The organism is Sedimenticola sp. (assembly GCF_050289425.1).
Lineage (GTDB): Bacteria > Pseudomonadota > Gammaproteobacteria > Chromatiales > Chromatiaceae > Sedimenticola.
Map to the genome: position 1 here is coordinate 1 of NZ_JBNKFS010000001.1, position 15,740 is coordinate 15,740.

The following is a 15,740-nucleotide window of genomic DNA, read 5'->3' on the forward strand; positions in this document are numbered from 1 at the left end:
TCGAACCAAAGGGTTCTCATCAAATCCTCACACCCCTGATAAAACAAAAGGCCCCGCGATGCGGGGCCTTTTGTTTTATTGGCGGAGAGCGAGGGATTCGAACCCTCGATACGCTACTAACGTATACACACTTTCCAGGCGTGCTCCTTCAGCCACTCGGACAGCTCTCCAGATAAATTGTCTACTTCGCCCCACCTTTCCAGGACCGGGTTGGAGCACGCAGCGCGCTCTTTGCTCGGGCTGGGGTTTCTACCCTAGATAATCAAAAAATCAGGACGCACAAATATATCCCCTGCGCCTCTCCAATTTTTGGAGGCGCAAGGGTATACCAGAACGCCCTTTGGCGCAATGCCGGCGGGGCAGTTTCTCGGCGCCTAGAGGTGGTGACTCATGGGCAGTTGTTTGGAATCTTTAAACAGATTCCGGAAGTCATCTCCCGACATTTTAATCAATGCGCAGTGATCGCCCGCTTCAAAGTAGATCTCTGGCTGACTCAACAGTGAGGGATCCACCCAGGTGTCGATTCCATAGGCTTCACCGATAGGTGGCATGGCGCCCACTTCACAGTCAGAAAAGGCTCCAGCCATCTCACTCTCAGTGATCAATTGCAGCTTATGCCTGACCAATTCGTTGAGCCGATTGACCTCCAGACGATGTGTGGCCGGTATCACGGCCAGAACATATCGGTCTTCGTCACCTAACAGGATACTTTTTGCTAAACGGTCGCCTGGAACATGGGCCGCCTCCGATGTCTCCAGCGCCGAATTCGTGCGCGTGTGCTCGATCACTTGATATTGAGCACCATGATCCACCAGATACTCTTTTAATGTAATTGCAATTCCCATATCGCCTCCTCTGCCGATATAATCCCTCCTTGCTGAAATATCGGCATCAATTTTTCAGATCGTTCAATATGTTACCAACCCGATCATGACCCTTTTATTGGCCAAACCCAGGACCATTACAACCAGCGACATGAAACGGGTTCGCTGACCCGACAAGACACATTTACCACTTCCCCCGTGTCTGTTTAAAGTATAGTCCCTGGCATCAGGCTTAACCGATATCGAGTATTTTTTGATGGCAAGCAAGAAGAAAGAGAAGAAAAAGAATAAGAAGCCAAGCATGGCCGATCTGGCAGACCGACATCAGCTTTATGAGTTCTCTGTCCAGTATGCGGCGTCAGAAATCGAATTTGTTGATGAAACATACAGATCGATTCGTGGAAACAAGGCACAGCTGCTACGCGAAGATTTTTGCGGTACCGCCAATGTCTGTTGTGAGTGGGTACGCCATCGCAAAGGAAACCGCGCCATTGGGGTGGACCTGGATGGTGAAGTACTGACCTGGGGTCAGGAGCACAAACTTGCCGAATTGACCCAGGGCCAACGAAAACGGGTTAACCTGATTCAGGAGGATGTGCTTCTGGTCGACACGGAGGCACCGGATATCATATCCGCCATGAACTTCAGCTATTGGCTATTCAAGGAGCGTAAAAAACTCAAACAATATTTTACCCGGGTAAGGGAAGCACTCGCCGATAAAGGGGTTTTCTTCCTCGACGCCTATGGCGGTTATGACTCTTTCCGGGAACTGGAGGAAGAGCGGGAGATCAATGACGGTGAATTCACCTATATCTGGGAGCAGGAGCGCTATGACCCGGTAACCGGGGGATTGATCTGCCATATCCACTTTGCCTTTCCCGACGGTTCCAGGCTGAACAAGGCTTTCAGCTATGATTGGCGCCTCTGGACTCTCCCGGAAATCCGCGATCTACTGGAAGAAGCGGGCTTCAGCAAAGTCACCATCTATTGGCAGGGATGGGATGATGAGGGAGAACCGGATGGTATTTTTGTTCCCTCCACGACCGGTGAAGCGGATGCCGGCTGGATCTGCTATATCTCAGCCGAAAAATAGCCCGGCTAACCGGTTTTCTCATGACCATATAACTTACAATTATTTTTATATGCCTATTTGATATTTTTATTGCTCTATAAGTAAGACTAAGGTTGTCCTCAGCAACTTACCGCCCATTCATCCAGCGGCCCAGCATTTATCTACTGAGGAACAACCCATGAGCATTTCCATTCTGGATGTCCAACGTCTGGCCGCCAATTACGATGCACGCTCCCCTGAGGAGATCATTAGCCTGGCGCTGGAGACTGTCGACAACATCGCTATTTCGTTCAGCGGCGCAGAAGATGTGGTGCTCATCGACATGGCTGTCCAGATCAATCCTGACGTCAAGGTTTTCTCCCTGGATACCGGACGTCTGCACGCCGAAACCTACCGTTACCTGGAAACCGTGCGTAGCCACTACGGAATCGATCTTGACGTGGTTTCACCGGTCGGCGCCGATGTAGAAAAACTGGTTCGGGAAAAGGGTCTTTACAGCTTTTACCAGGATGGACACAAGGAGTGCTGCACCGTGCGCAAGGTGGCGCCGCTACGCCGCAAACTGGCAACTCTGAGCGGCTGGATCACCGGTCAGCGCAAGGATCAGAGCATCGGCACCCGGACCGAAGTGCCGGTTATCCAGGACGACCCCTCTTTCTCTAGCGAAGAGAACAGACTGCTCAAATTCAACCCGTTGGCTAACTGGACCTCTGCTCAGGTTTGGGAGTACATCCGTACCAACGACGTCCCCTACAACCCGCTCCACGCGCAGGGCTTCATCAGCATTGGCTGCGAGCCCTGCACCCGCGCCGTATTACCCAACCAGCATGAACGCGAAGGTCGCTGGTGGTGGGAAGACGCCGCAGACAAAGAGTGCGGTCTGCACGCCGGCAACATTGCCGCCAAGGCGGCCGCACGCTGAGTTGTTGAGTTAAGGAGAAGAGCATGGCCTTTATTACGATGGTAAAAAAACTGACCCGTGACGGACAACCCTGTGCCAAGTGCCGGGATGTAGAAGCCCGTATGCGTCGAGAAGGTCTGTTTGACCAGATCGACCGGGTGGTAATCGCCCAGGAAGGTGACCTGAGTAGTGAAGGCATGCGTCTGGCGGAGATTTATCAGGTTGATCGCGCACCGTTTTTTCTGGTGGCTGACGACAATGGCGATGTACAGATCTACACCGTCTATTTCAAGCTGTTGCGCGATGTCCTGAAACCGATAAAGGAGAAACGGCCTAGCCTGTCCGACCTGCTGAGTCCAGCCCCTGCGGCAGACTTTATCTAGGCAACAGCTATAGGATCGATCATGGATTCCCTGTTCACTCTGGCAGGTTTTGTGGTGGGCATCTGTGTGGGATTGACCGGTGTCGGTGGTGGCGCTCTGATGACCCCGATCCTGGTAATGGGCTTTGGCATACCCACGGCGCTGGCCGTGGGTACCGACCTGATCTACGCCGCTATCACCAAGGCAAGTGGTGTCTGGTTTCATGGACGTAAGGGCAGTATCCGCTGGCGCCAGGTCGGCTATCTGGCCCTCGGCAGTCTACCGGCGACGCTTATCTCGGTAGCGCTGCTCGATACGCTGCAACCGAGCGGCAACCATGAACGACTGATTACCGGAGCCCTGGGTATAACGCTGATATTCACCTCTCTGGTGCTGCTACTCAAAGAGCGCATTGCCCAGAGGTTGAAAAGCGGTAACCCGCGCACCGCCGCCTGGATCCGACTCCATCGGACAAGGCTGCTGATTCTGCTCGGAGCTGTATTGGGGGTGCTGGTCACCCTCTCTTCGGTTGGCGCCGGAGCCTTGACCGCGGCCATCCTGTTTTTGCTCTATCCACGTATGCCGGCGATTGCCATTGTAGGCACCGATCTGGCTCACGCGGTGCCTTTAGCCACCGTGGCAGGCTTGGGTCACCTGCAGTTGGGTAATGTGGATCTGACCCTGCTCGGCAGCTTGCTGTTGGGCTCAATTCCCGGCACGGCTCTCGGCAGCCAGCTGGGGTTACACCTCCCGGAACAGATGTTGCGCCGGGGCTTGGCCGGGTTGCTGTTTGTCACCGGCCTCAAGTTCGCTTTTTAGTGTTTTACTGACTATTGGAGTCAACCATGACCGACACATCCAATCCGCTGATCGACTCGAAAGATTTCGATGACTACGAGCAGCACCTGCAGAACTTTTTGCAGGGCAACCTGGACCCCCACCGATTTGTGGCTATCCGCCTCAATCTCGGTATCTATGCCCAGCGTCAGGATGGCATGTGTATGGTCAGGGCCAAACTGCCAGGCGGGAGAATGAATCCCCGCCAGTTGCTCGGTTTTGCCGAAGCGGCGGAGAAGCACTCCGGTACCAACAGCGTACATATCACCACCCGGCAAGACATCCAGTTCCACTTTGTGCCGCTGGAGAAGACGCCTCAGCATCAGCGCACATTGGCCGAGTACGGCATCGCTACCCGTGAGGCGGGCGGCAATACGGTACGCAACATTACCAGCTGTGCCCTCTCCGGTGCTTGCCCGGCGGAACATGTGGACATCAACGCCTACATCGATAAGGTGGCCAACTACTTTATCCGTCATCCGCTGACGGCATCCATGCCGCGCAAGTTCAAGCTCAGCTTCTCCGGCTGCGAATCCGATTGCGCCAATGGTCTGGTGCATGACCTGGGGGTTATCGCCACCCGTAAGGATGGGCGTCCCGGTTTCCGCCTGCTGGTTGGCGGAGGTCTGGGCGGTAAACCCAAAGAGGCAATCGTGTTGGAGCCTTTCATTGAGGAGGATCAGCTGATCCCAGCCATTGAGGCAGTGCTCTCGGTGCATGACAAATACTCCGATCGCAAGCGCAAGATGCGCTCGCGCATCAAGTTCTTGCTGGACAAATTCGGTCCTGAAGGGTTTATCGAGAAATACCGTATCGAATATGCCCGCACTTCCAACGCCTATAGCCCGGAGGCAGAACCTATCGGTGTATGGCGTGAGCGCAGTGTCGACGGTAGCCAGATAAAGACCACGCTGCGGGCGCCCACCGCACAGCACCAGGAGGATCTGAACATACTGCCGATTAGCGTCCCGGATGGCAGGCTGGAGGTCGAAACCCTGCGCAATCTTGCCGATCTGTTGATCAAAGAGAACCTGCATGACATCCGTACCACGGCGGACCAGAACCTGAGCATCTTCAATGTGCCCACCGACAAGCTCGGCAGCCTGACCGTGGCACTCAAGGCACTGGGCCTGAAACTGCCGCGGTGTGGCGATCTGGTGGTCTCGTGCCCCGGCACCGCCACCTGCCCGCTCGGCATCACCGCCTCGCGTCAGATGGCTCCGCGCCTGAGCGGCGGCGTGGGTGATCTCAGCGTACGTGTCAACGGCTGCCAGAACGGCTGCGCCAACGCCACTATCTCAGATATCGGCCTGTACGGTAAAGGCCGTCGGCATCACGGTCGGTTAGTCCCCAGCTATACGCTGCAGCTTGGAGGAGATGGCAGTGAGGGCGGCAGTATCGGTATTACCGGCCCGGACATTCCGGCTGTGCGCGTACCCTCCGCCGTGTCGCTGCTGCATGACAGCTACCATGCCGACCGCCAGGAGAATGAGAGCTTCCGCGATTGGGCTCGACGTGAGGGGCGTGAATACTTCAATGAGTTACTGGGCCACCTGAGCAACGTGGGAGCGATGGAACTGCCGTTCCTTACCCGTGACCACGGTGATAGCAGCGTGTTCAAGGTGGAGTCCATGGGAGTCGGTGAATGCGCCGGATCACAGGCCGCCCCCGCCGACAAACTGCTGTTGGATGCCCGCTATGAGTCTGACCTCAGTGTTGCCTTCGGTGCCAAGAACAAGCAGGCTGATGCCGGCGAGAGCCTGGAGAACCAGATTACCTACTCTGGACAGGCGCTGCTGGAGATCGCCGGCCTCGACCGCTCGCTGAAAGGTGAAGAGCAGTTACTGCCGGCCCTGCGCTCCGCTTACGGGTCCTATAAAGGCGAGCTGGATAAGTTGGAACAGCTTTATACCGAGCTTCGTTCTTTCCAATCGACCCTGGATGAGCTGCAGTTGTCGGAACTGATCACAGCAGCGAAAGAGATCACGGCCTGGGCCGAGGCATTGGTTGCCGAACACAACAAACGCCCGCACACGGCGGAACAGCCCCGCTCAGGCACGGATGGCTAATCAGTAGAAACACTATCTCTAAACTGAGCTGAGAGCAACGCCCCCATCTTGGGGGCGTTTTTTTCTGCCCGTCGCCCAAGACGGAGCGGGTAATCAAAGGGGTTGCCCCTGCGCCGAACCTGGAAACACCACCACTGGTCCTGTAGGGGTAGGCCCCCGTGCCTACCCTGGCCCCGCATGCCCGGAAATAATGGGCAACCACAGGGGGTTGCCCCTACTCCATCCTGAACAAAACCGTTCCCGTTCATCCCTGGCAAACACCGCTCCCGCACATCCTTGTGCTCGGCTCTGGCTTCCTTGCTTCGCCCTACCTCCTCCATCCCTGGAGTCGTCCGCGGCATAAGTCCATCCCTGGCAAACACCGCTCCCGCACATCCTTGTGCTCCACGGCATAAGTTCATCCCTGGACAAAAAAAATGCCCGGCGGGGAGGCCGGGCAAAACTCTCTATGCACTATAAGAGAGGAGGAGGATCAATGTACGAAGAGCGCTCCGTTAACCGGAATATTGGCACCGGTTATATAAGCCTGCTCATCAGAAGCCAGGAATGCGACGGCTGACGCAATCTCTTCGGGGGTACCCATGCGGCGCATCGGTATGCCGGAGATGATGGCCTCGCGCACGTCATCACGCATAGCGGCGGTCATCGCGGTCTCGATATAACCCGGTGATACGGTATTCGCGGTAATCCCCTTAGCGGCACCTTCGTGGGCCAGCGCCATGGTGAATCCATGGATACCCGCCTTCGCTGCGGAGTAGTTGGTCTGACCGAATTGGCCACGTTGGCCATTGACAGACGAGATATTGATAATGCGTCCAAAACCGCGCTCCAGCATGCCTTCCCAAGCCGGCTTGGTAACATAGAAAGCGCTATTCAGATTGGTGCTGATTACCGCATCCCAGCTCTCTGCATCCATTCGCTTCATAGTTTTGTCGCGGGTGATGCCGGCGCAGTTTACAATAATATCCACCGGGCCAAATTCGCCCTCAACTTCGGTAACCATACGGGTACTGTCTTCGGCGGAAGAGACATCACAAACAGCGAGCGCCACGTTCACACCGGCCTCTGCCCGCGCCTTGCTCCACTCTACCAACTTGTCCTCTTCAGCAGGGTGGTAGGTTGCGACAACCTGAATACCCTGTTTTGCCAGACGCTCACAAATCGCCGTCCCGATACCACCTACACCACCGGTTACGATAGCCAGACGCTTGTTTTCACTCATAACTTGAACTCTCTGTTTTAATTGTGGTTTTTAATCAGGCGCTTTTCGCAGACTTGCTGACTTGCTTGGTGAATACTTCAACACCCTGCTCAGCCCAGGAGCGATAATCATCACGCGCATCGGTAGTCACCTGAAGAGCTTCACGGCCCTTGACTACCAGATTTTCACCAAACTGCTTGGCCACTTCCATTTCGGCGTTAACCAGCTCTTTGATATCTTTCAGCTCGGTACCGGCCTTGACCATTTCGATACTGGCATCAACAAACAGGCCGAAAGTTTCGGTCTGCTTCTCTACCAGCTTTTCCCAAGTGCGAAGATTCAGTTCGCCCAAACTACGGGCCGCTTCAAAACCGGCCACACCAAACTCTTTCATGACATCCAGGTTTACGGCTGACGTTTTCATGTGATAGTTCCTTTTGTGCGTTGCAATATGTTGCGTTGCAGCATAGCGCCATACAAAGCCGCCTGTCAAGCTGTTTTTTGTGCAGCGCACAATTTCGATTAGTCACAATCCTATGAGGTAAGTTGAATCACCTGTCGTGACCGTGAAAAACAGAAGTATCGATCCTTCTTATAATTTTAATATTGCTGTAACAGTACGTTAACGAAATAATCAGACTGGATTAAATTGATAAGAACTAAACATTCTGCGCGCCTTCCAGGGTTAAAAAAACCTTCCATCTATAATTTCAGGGTTCAATCTAGATCGAAATACCAGCTATATTTGTGCACTGCACAATTTTGTGCTAGATTGTCTTCTATAGAGCGAAACCTATGGTGATTATCAAACCGTCTGGCGCGGTCAGACAGGCATAAGATCTCGATGCTCACCCGCACGCTGTGCAGGCTTCAGAATCTTAATCAGCTCTAGTAGTTAATTCTTTTAACCCTATACGAGGTAGATTCCATGGCCACACAAAATCCGTTCGATTTCTCCGCCCTCTTCGCCAGCTTTGACCCTCAGGCGATAGCCAAACAGTTTCAGGAAGGCTTTAGCGGTGCTTCCATTCCCGGTATCGATACCAACAGCCTGATGCAGACCCAACGTAAAAATATGGAACTGTTGATGTCTACCAATCAAGCAATGCTGGCCGGCTCACAAGCCCTGATCCAGCGCCAAGCCAGTATGTTGCAGGAAGCCATCGCCGAGGTCACTGCCGCTGCCAAGAAACTGGCTGAATCCGGTAATCCACAGGATGTCTCCGCCCAGCAGGTTGAACTGCTGCAGAGTGCGTTCGAGAAGGCGCTTGCAAACTCCAATGAGATCAGCAATATGGTTAGACAGACGCAGGAATCCGTCGCCGGCCAAGTTAACAACCGGATATCCGAAAGCCTGCAAGAGTTGAAAGAGACCATTGCAAAAGTAAAGTAGTTCTAAACAGCGGCCTTCCCTATACTCAACCCAGCACTAGATAAGGAACAGGAGAGAAAAATGTCGAAACCCGACCAGTCCGAGGTCAATACATTGGGCTTTGCATCGACAACCATGGAGCTACAGAAGAATTTCAAACAGGTAGAAGAGATCATGGCAAACTTTGCCAAGTCCTATGAGCACATGGATCTCGATCCGTTCAACCTGATGAAATCTTCTGCCGAATGGTATGCAGCCCTGGCAAAAGATCCGCAAAAGGCGATCAATGCCAACATCTCCTTTTTGCAGAAATCCATGGAACTGTACCAACAGTCGATCACCAATCTGCTGGGTGGCAGCGTGGCGGCTGAACCGGTCATTAGCGAAGAGAAAGGGGATCGCCGCTTCAAACATGAAGGGTGGGAAGAGCAACCGGCATTTAACGCCATCAAACAATCCTACCTGCTGGTCTCCAAATGGCTGCGTGATCAGGTGCAGGGAGTTGAAGGGCTGGATGAGCATACCGCCGAAAAAGTGGAGTTCTTTACCGAGCGCTATCTCGATGCCATGTCACCCACCAACTTCGCCGCCACCAATCCGGCCGTGATCGAGAAAGTAATCGAGACCAAGGGCGCCAACCTGGTGCACGGCCTGAAAAACATGCTGGAGGACTTGGAAACCGGCAAAGGTGAGCTACGCATCCGCATGACCGATACGTCGGCTTTCGAGCTGGGTGAAAACGTTGCCACGACCCCCGGCAAGGTGGTATTCCAAAACCGCATGTTCCAACTGATCCAGTACAGCCCGGCAACGGAAAGTGTACTGAAACGCCCGCTGCTGGTTATCCCGCCCTGGATTAACAAGTATTACATCATGGACCTTCAGCCGAAGAATTCGCTGCTGAAGTGGCTGGTCGATCAGGGGCACACGGTATTTGTCGTCTCCTGGGTCAATCCAGACAGTTCCTATGCCGACACTACCTTTGACGATTATGTGACACAGGGAGTGATTGCCGCTGTGGATGCCGTGGAAAAGGCGACTGGCGAATCGGACATCAACATGATCGGCTACTGCATCGGCGGATCATTGCTGGCTACATCTCTCGCCTACATGAAGGCGAAAGGCGACCAAAGGGTGAAAAGCGCTACCTTCTTCACCACGATGCTGGACTTCTCCAACCCCGGTGAACTGGGAGTCTTCATTGATGAAGAGCAGATCTGCGGCCTGGAGAAAAAGATGAATGAGAGCGGCTATCTGGATGGCACCCAGATGGCAGGCACTTTTAATTTGATGCGGGCCAATGACCTGATCTGGTCGTTCTACATCAACAATTATCTGTTGGGTAATGATCCGCGCCCATTCGATCTGCTCTATTGGAATTCGGATTCGACCCGGATGCCGGCCAAGATGCATGCCTGGTATCTACGCAATCTCTACCTGGAGAATAATCTCTGCAAACCGGGAGGCGTAACCATCGACGGTGTCTCCATCGATATCTCAAAGGTAGATATTCCGGTCTGCTTCGTTTCAGCGGTGGAAGATCACATTGCACCCTGGGAGTCGACCTACTCCGGCGCCAAACTGTTTTCCGGTGACGTGCGCTTTATTCTGGGTGGGTCTGGCCATATCGCCGGTATCATCAACCCACCAGCCGCCGGCAAATACAACTATCGGGTAACCGATCAGTTACCGGAAGATGCCGAAGCCTGGGCAGCCGAGGCCGAGGTGGTGGCGGGTTCCTGGTGGCCGGAATGGGACCGTTGGGTGAAAGTACTGGCCAGCGACCAGGTGGCGGCGCGCCATCCCGGTGACCGGGGTATGTCGATCATTGAAGAGGCGCCCGGCAGTTACGTAAAGCGTACCCTGAACGACATCAATCCCATTGCTCCAGCAACGGCCGCCGAGGCTTCTCCCGTCGAAATGGCCACGCCGGCCGCTGCCACACAGGCCGTGGTAACGCCCACCGCGAGGCAGGATGATTTGACCGCCATAAAGGGTATTGGTCCCAAGCTCGCGGAAGTGTTGAACAATTCAGGGATCAACCGTTACAGCCAACTGGCGGAACTGGGTAGTGACGGCATCAAACAGCATTTACTCGGTGTGGATGAACGTTACGCCCGTTATGACACCACAAGCTGGCCAGAACAAGCCAGGGAACTGATGTCAGCTTAACAACCGTTGTCAAAGTTCGCGCCAGGATTCTGGCCAGCGAAAAAAGGGCCAAATCGTATGATTTGGCCCTTTTTCATTTCGCTTAGCCTGCCTTATCGGGGTAAGGGTTCTCAGCAAAAGCCGAGGTTACTCCACATAAGGCAACAGAGTGAGCTCCACCCGCCGGTTTTGCTGCCGACCGGTTGTGGAGCTGTTGCTGGCTATGGGTCGGGTTTCGCCATACCCCACCGAGTCGATACGTACTGACTCGACACCGTCTGCGATCAGTACGTTGCTGACGGCCAAAGCACGTTGTTCCGATAAGCGCTGATTGTAGACATCGGACCCGGTACTATCGGTATGTCCGGCCACTTCAATCATGGTCGATTTATACTCTTTCAATACCAGTGCCACCGAATTCAATGTCTCCAGGAAGTTGGGATTGACCTCTGAGCGATCCACGGCGAAGGTGATATTGCCCGGCATATTGAGGATAATATTGTTACCACTGCGGGTGACACTCACGCCTGTGTTCTCAAGCTGTTGCCGCAGTTTCGCTTCCTGCACATCCATATAATAACCGACGCCACCGCCAGCCAGCGCACCAATACCGGCACCCGCCAACGCACGCTCCTTGCGTTTCTTTTTATCGCCGGAAGTGGCAATACCCAACACGGCACCGACAGCTGCGCCGATCGCGGCTCCTTTTGTGGCGCTGGAAGTCTTCTCCTCACGCGTATAGGGATCGACGGTCGTACAAGCCTGTACCAGGATCGTCGAAGCGACCAAACAACAGAGGATAATTTTCTTTTTCATAGAGAACTCCTTAAATTACCTAACAATCTGCAGAGGACTATCGGAATGGCATCCATGTAATCAATTCTGCAACACAACATCCGCGCAAACGAGCAATTCCAATCTGTCAGCCGGGTCATACTGGCATAATGCCTGCCGTCAATACAGATTGTGTTTCACAGTTTTAACATATGCCTGCCGGCATTTTCGTCCAATCGACCCATAGATGAATTAAACCATTTTGGGCTAGGTCATGCTCTACCACATCAAGTCATCCGGCACCTGGAAGTCAGCATAGGGATCGTCTTCGTCCGATTCGCTGACGGGATCATTTTTCAATACGATGGTCAGGCTATCCCGCTGCGCTATTTTTTCTGCGACACCAATCGGCACCACGGCATAACGATCATCAAACCGGGCGATGGCCAATTGTCCGCGACTGAGGCGCGACTGCACCTGTTCGGTGACGTACAGGTTTTTGATTTTGTTGCCGTCGGTGAAACTGTAGGGCAATTCTCCCCCCTCAACAGAGACCTGATTCATCTCGATCAACTGTCTGATCTGTGCCTGGAGCGCACGTTTATCAGCCTCTGCCTTACGCTGTAGATTCAGTTGCCGATCCCGCTCCGCTTGCTCTCGACGTGCTGCCTGGGCTGCCAGCTTGGCCTGATCCACCGATTGGGCCTGCCCCTTACGCTGCTGCTTGGCCTGTTTCTGTTTCTCCTTGCGAACTTCACTGGCCTTCTTCTTATCCACCAGGCCCGCCTTAAGCAGTTGGTCCTGTAATGAGATACCCATCAGTTACTCCTCATCGGTTTAGCTAATTCTTGAAACATTCGACCACAGCACCATTACGAAAAATCATGCATTGACCCGGTTCTATCCGGGTCCAGGTTTCATTGGCGGTCAGCGGTTCCGTAGCGATGACGGCCACGCGATCCTGTGGGGTGGTGACCTGCTTAAAGTCAACGCTCACATCCAGATCCTTCAACTCCGCCTTATCGAAGGGGTGTTGTCGAATCAAATAATGGAGATCCGTACTGCAGTGTGCAATCAGGATTTCCCCGTTGGAGAGCAGGAAGTTGAACGTACCCAATTGCGCTATTTGACCGGCCTTGTCTCGTATCGCCTCACAAAGCGCCTCTATCGACGGTCGCTCTGCAAAGCGCTCCCGCAAGTGTTGCAATAGGGCACAAAAGGCGCGTTCACTGTCAGTTGTGCCGACCGGCTGAAAGCAACCATTGAGTACCGGTTCATAATCGAACAGGTCGCCATTATGGGCGAATACCCAATATTCACCCCACAACTCACGCTTGAAAGGGTGGGTATTTTCCAGACGCACGGCACCCACACTCGCCTTACGAATATGGGCAATCACATTCATCGAATGGATCGGATAATGTTTAACCAGATCCGACACCACCGAATCCGCTGAGGGTTGCACATCCATAAACGTCCGGCACCCTTTTCCTTCAAAAAACGCAATGCCCCAACCGTCCTTATGTTCATCGGTCTCACCTCCCCGCCGGGCAAAGCCCTCGAAGGAGAAGCAGATATCGGTCGGCACATTACAGTTCATTCCCAACAATTGGCACATGTTTCAATCCCGGTTTCGGTCCCGTCACGTTCGGCCCAGTTGGCGGGCAATAAAGGCTGTTTTCGCAGAGAGTTCCAAGGAACACGTCCACTTATAGGCTAAATTCAATGTTTCACCGGCCGTATAGACGCCGTGCCCCCTTACCACACCAATGCGATGCGACTTCAGCATGGTCGCAACCGCCGCGGGTGCCTGCGCTACATAATCGGCGTAGGGTATGCTGATCACCGGCACTTGTGGGAAATAGAGTTGCCCTTCAAAATCCACCGGGTTAAACGTCTCTCCATTCAGGGTGGTGGCCACGGTGTAGGGGCCGTGACTGTGCAACACAGCCGTTGCGGCCGGATTCTGCTGATATACCTGCTGATGTAGCGGACCGTCCAGCGATGCGCCATCACCGCAGCCCTGCTCAACAGAACAGAGCACCAGATCGTTGACGGTCAAGGTATCGGCACAGGCGCCTGTGGGAGTGACCCAAAAACGGTCACCATCACGTATCGAGGCGTTACCGCTGTGCGAATCATTATTGCCGTACTGCCTTAGCCACCGGTAGGCCTGCACCAATTGCCCTCGTAAATCCATCTCTACCCCTTCACAGCCAACTATCCACCTATGATAGGCGAATTATCCCTTTATCAGTACAATAACGGAAATCCCCACACTGGATTCATTATGGGTTGCATATACATCAGGGGCAGACCTTTGTCTCATCTCGCTCACCTTCTGGATAGCGTATTTCGCCCGACAGGGCGGTATGTGTGGAGGCGTTGACGTTGCTGGGACCCGATGACCTCTCCGCGCTCTGGGTCACGTTGCGCCTGGCACTGACCTCTACCCTGCTGTTGCTGGTCGTGGGAACTCCGGTCGCCTGGTGGCTGGCTAAATCAACGTCTCGAGCACGTACCCTCGTGGAAGCCGTGATTGCCCTTCCGTTGGTCCTACCACCGACAGTACTCGGATTTTACCTGCTCATCGCACTCTCCCCTTCCGGATTCATCGGTGCAGGCTGGACCTCATTGGGTGGTAGCGGTCTAGCTTTCACCTTTACCGGACTGGTTATCGGTTCCGTTCTTTACTCAATGCCTTTTGTAGTCCAGCCTTTGCAGAATGCCTTTGCCGCCATTGACCGACGCACACTTGAAGCCGCCAGCACCCTACGAGCGGCCCCTTTGGATTGCTTCCTTTCCGTGGTGCTGCCACTGTCTCGTCGTGGTTTGATCACCGCCGCCACACTGGGATTTGCCCATACCCTGGGCGAATTCGGTGTTGTATTGATGATCGGTGGCAATATACCGGGTAAAACACAGGTGCTGTCGATCGCCATCTACGATCATGTCGAATCATTACAGTATGGCCAGGCCCACCTCCTCTCCGCCGGTCTGTTGGTGTTTTCATTCCTGATATTGTTCCTGGTTTACCGCATGAACGGCACCAGCCTGTTGCGCCGGGAGGGGCGGTGAGAGACGCCATCCAATTTCGCTTTCGGCTACCACTTGGCGATTTCATGCTGGACACATCGGGAACCCTCCCCAGTCAGGGGGTAACCGCTCTGTTTGGCCGTTCCGGCTGCGGCAAGACCTCTCTGTTACGTTGTATTGCCGGACTGGAACCCACGGCCGATGCGTTTTTATCAATCGCGGGCGAGTGCTGGCACGACTCCAGTACGGGTTTTTATCTGCCACCCCACAAGCGTGCTATCGGTTATGTATTTCAGGAAGGAGTACTGTTCCCTCACCTTCCGGTGAAGGACAACCTGAACTTCGGCTATCGTCGGACCCCTACCGATCAACGCACAGAAGAGTTTGAACGGGTGGTTAAACTATTGGCACTTCAGCCGCTGCTCGAGCGCAGTCCGGCACAGTTGTCCGGCGGAGAGAAGCAGCGGGTCGCTATAGGCAGAGCGCTTCTGAACAATCCACGGCTTCTGCTGATGGATGAACCCATGGCCGCCCTTGACCGAGGCCATAAAAAGGAGATTCTACCTTACCTTGAGCGATTGCACGGTGAGGCCAGTATCCCCATCATCTACGTCACCCACGACCTGGATGAACTGGCCCGTATTGCCGACCACCTGCTTTTAATTGAAAAAGGAGCCCTGCTTGCTGCCGGGCCATTGAGCGACATGCTCGCCCGGATCGATTTGCCGATTGCGCGGGACGAAGGGGCCGGCGCGCTATTCGACACCCGAATCATCCAGCATGATGAGACGTATCACTTGACCCGATTGGCATTTGCGGGGGGAGAGTTGACGGTAGGATGGATCGATCGGCCCGTGGGCGATGCGGTCAGAATCCGCATACACGCCAAAGACGTCAGTCTGGCCCTTGAGCCGCCTGGACTGACCAGTATTCTAAATGTCATGCCGGTGACCGTGCTGGAGATGGCCGCACATGGTCGCGGCCGGATGATTGTCAAGCTCGACCTGGGAGGCACACCGCTTCTGGCACGCATCACCCAGAAATCCCAGGCCAATCTCGGTTTGATCCCGGGCATGCACATCTACGCTCAGATCAAAAGTGTCGCCCTGTCACTTTAACGGCAGCCCGGGCAGGTGCAATC

The 15,740-nt window shown here is 54.2% G+C and carries 16 protein-coding genes and 1 tRNA gene; 9 read left to right on the top strand and 8 right to left on the bottom strand.

The genetic code is table 11. From position 1 onward, the window contains the following. Positions 1-79: 79 nt before the first annotated feature. Together ACQY5R_RS00005 and ACQY5R_RS00010 are read right to left on the bottom strand one after the other, a co-directional pair. A tRNA-Ser gene (locus ACQY5R_RS00005) sits at positions 80-170 on the bottom strand. Positions 171-374: 204 nt separating this feature from the next. Then, complete coding sequence (locus ACQY5R_RS00010) at positions 375-845, bottom strand: aminoacyl-tRNA deacylase (RefSeq protein ID WP_428603083.1); 471 nt, start codon at positions 843-845, stop codon at positions 375-377. 235 nt (positions 846-1,080) lie between these two features. Here ACQY5R_RS00010 and ACQY5R_RS00015 point away from each other — a divergent pair, with 235 nt between their 5' ends. From ACQY5R_RS00015 to ACQY5R_RS00035, 5 genes are all read left to right on the top strand, one after another. Next, positions 1,081-1,917: a class I SAM-dependent methyltransferase gene (locus ACQY5R_RS00015; RefSeq protein WP_428603085.1), complete on the top strand. Its 837-nt coding sequence runs from the start codon at positions 1,081-1,083 to the stop codon at positions 1,915-1,917. Between the two features lie 157 nt (positions 1,918-2,074). Next, positions 2,075-2,818, top strand: coding sequence for a phosphoadenylyl-sulfate reductase (locus ACQY5R_RS00020; protein ID WP_428603087.1), 744 nt, complete (start codon positions 2,075-2,077; stop codon positions 2,816-2,818). A 23-nt stretch (positions 2,819-2,841) separates the two neighbouring features. Then, on the top strand, positions 2,842-3,180 hold the full coding sequence (locus tag ACQY5R_RS00025) for a hypothetical protein (RefSeq protein WP_428603089.1): 339 nt from the start codon (positions 2,842-2,844) through the stop codon (positions 3,178-3,180). A 21-nt stretch (positions 3,181-3,201) separates the two neighbouring features. Continuing rightward, entirely contained in the window at positions 3,202-3,978 is a 777-nt protein-coding gene (locus ACQY5R_RS00030) for a sulfite exporter TauE/SafE family protein (RefSeq protein ID WP_428603091.1), read from the top strand. A 26-nt stretch (positions 3,979-4,004) separates the two neighbouring features. Beyond that, positions 4,005-6,065, top strand: coding sequence for a nitrite/sulfite reductase (locus ACQY5R_RS00035; protein WP_428603093.1), 2,061 nt, complete (start codon positions 4,005-4,007; stop codon positions 6,063-6,065). A 472-nt stretch (positions 6,066-6,537) separates the two neighbouring features. Here ACQY5R_RS00035 and phbB read toward each other — a convergent pair whose 3' ends face one another. Both phbB and ACQY5R_RS00045 read right to left on the bottom strand, forming a co-directional pair. Beyond that, on the bottom strand, positions 6,538-7,287 hold the full coding sequence (gene phbB, locus ACQY5R_RS00040) for an acetoacetyl-CoA reductase (protein WP_428603095.1): 750 nt from the start codon (positions 7,285-7,287) through the stop codon (positions 6,538-6,540). Between the two features lie 34 nt (positions 7,288-7,321). Then, positions 7,322-7,690 carry a phasin family protein gene (locus ACQY5R_RS00045; protein ID WP_428603097.1) on the bottom strand — a complete coding sequence of 123 codons (369 nt, stop codon included), beginning with the start codon at positions 7,688-7,690 and terminating at the stop codon, positions 7,322-7,324. Between the two features lie 504 nt (positions 7,691-8,194). Between ACQY5R_RS00045 and ACQY5R_RS00050 the strand changes: the two genes are divergently transcribed. Together ACQY5R_RS00050 and phaC are read left to right on the top strand one after the other, a co-directional pair. Then, the gene (locus ACQY5R_RS00050; protein WP_428603099.1) at positions 8,195-8,659 is read left to right on the top strand and encodes a phasin family protein; all 465 of its coding nucleotides are present in this window, start codon (positions 8,195-8,197) and stop codon (positions 8,657-8,659) included. 60 nt (positions 8,660-8,719) lie between these two features. After that, positions 8,720-10,810: a class I poly(R)-hydroxyalkanoic acid synthase gene (phaC, locus tag ACQY5R_RS00055; RefSeq protein ID WP_428603101.1), complete on the top strand. Its 2,091-nt coding sequence runs from the start codon at positions 8,720-8,722 to the stop codon at positions 10,808-10,810. Positions 10,811-10,936: 126 nt separating this feature from the next. On the opposite strand, the gene ACQY5R_RS00060 is transcribed toward phaC, so the two are convergent. From ACQY5R_RS00060 to ACQY5R_RS00075, 4 genes are all read right to left on the bottom strand, one after another. After that, positions 10,937-11,605 (bottom strand): OmpA family protein, encoded by a 669-nt coding sequence (locus tag ACQY5R_RS00060; protein ID WP_428603103.1) that lies wholly within the window; start codon positions 11,603-11,605, stop codon positions 10,937-10,939. Between the two features lie 237 nt (positions 11,606-11,842). After that, positions 11,843-12,382 carry a DUF2058 domain-containing protein gene (locus ACQY5R_RS00065; RefSeq protein WP_428603105.1) on the bottom strand — a complete coding sequence of 180 codons (540 nt, stop codon included), beginning with the start codon at positions 12,380-12,382 and terminating at the stop codon, positions 11,843-11,845. Positions 12,383-12,404: 22 nt separating this feature from the next. Next, positions 12,405-13,181 (bottom strand): class II glutamine amidotransferase, encoded by a 777-nt coding sequence (locus ACQY5R_RS00070; RefSeq protein WP_428603107.1) that lies wholly within the window; start codon positions 13,179-13,181, stop codon positions 12,405-12,407. Positions 13,182-13,205: 24 nt separating this feature from the next. Further along, on the bottom strand, positions 13,206-13,763 hold the full coding sequence (locus ACQY5R_RS00075) for a class II aldolase/adducin family protein (RefSeq protein ID WP_428603109.1): 558 nt from the start codon (positions 13,761-13,763) through the stop codon (positions 13,206-13,208). A 185-nt stretch (positions 13,764-13,948) separates the two neighbouring features. On the opposite strand from ACQY5R_RS00075, the gene modB reads away from it, so the two are divergent. Both modB and modC read left to right on the top strand, forming a co-directional pair. Next, entirely contained in the window at positions 13,949-14,641 is a 693-nt protein-coding gene (modB, locus tag ACQY5R_RS00080; protein ID WP_428603570.1) for a molybdate ABC transporter permease subunit, read from the top strand. Next, positions 14,638-15,717 (top strand): molybdenum ABC transporter ATP-binding protein, encoded by a 1,080-nt coding sequence (modC, locus tag ACQY5R_RS00085; protein WP_428603111.1) that lies wholly within the window; start codon positions 14,638-14,640, stop codon positions 15,715-15,717. The genes modB and modC overlap by 4 nt, the downstream gene beginning before the upstream one ends. Positions 15,718-15,740 lie beyond the last annotated feature (23 nt).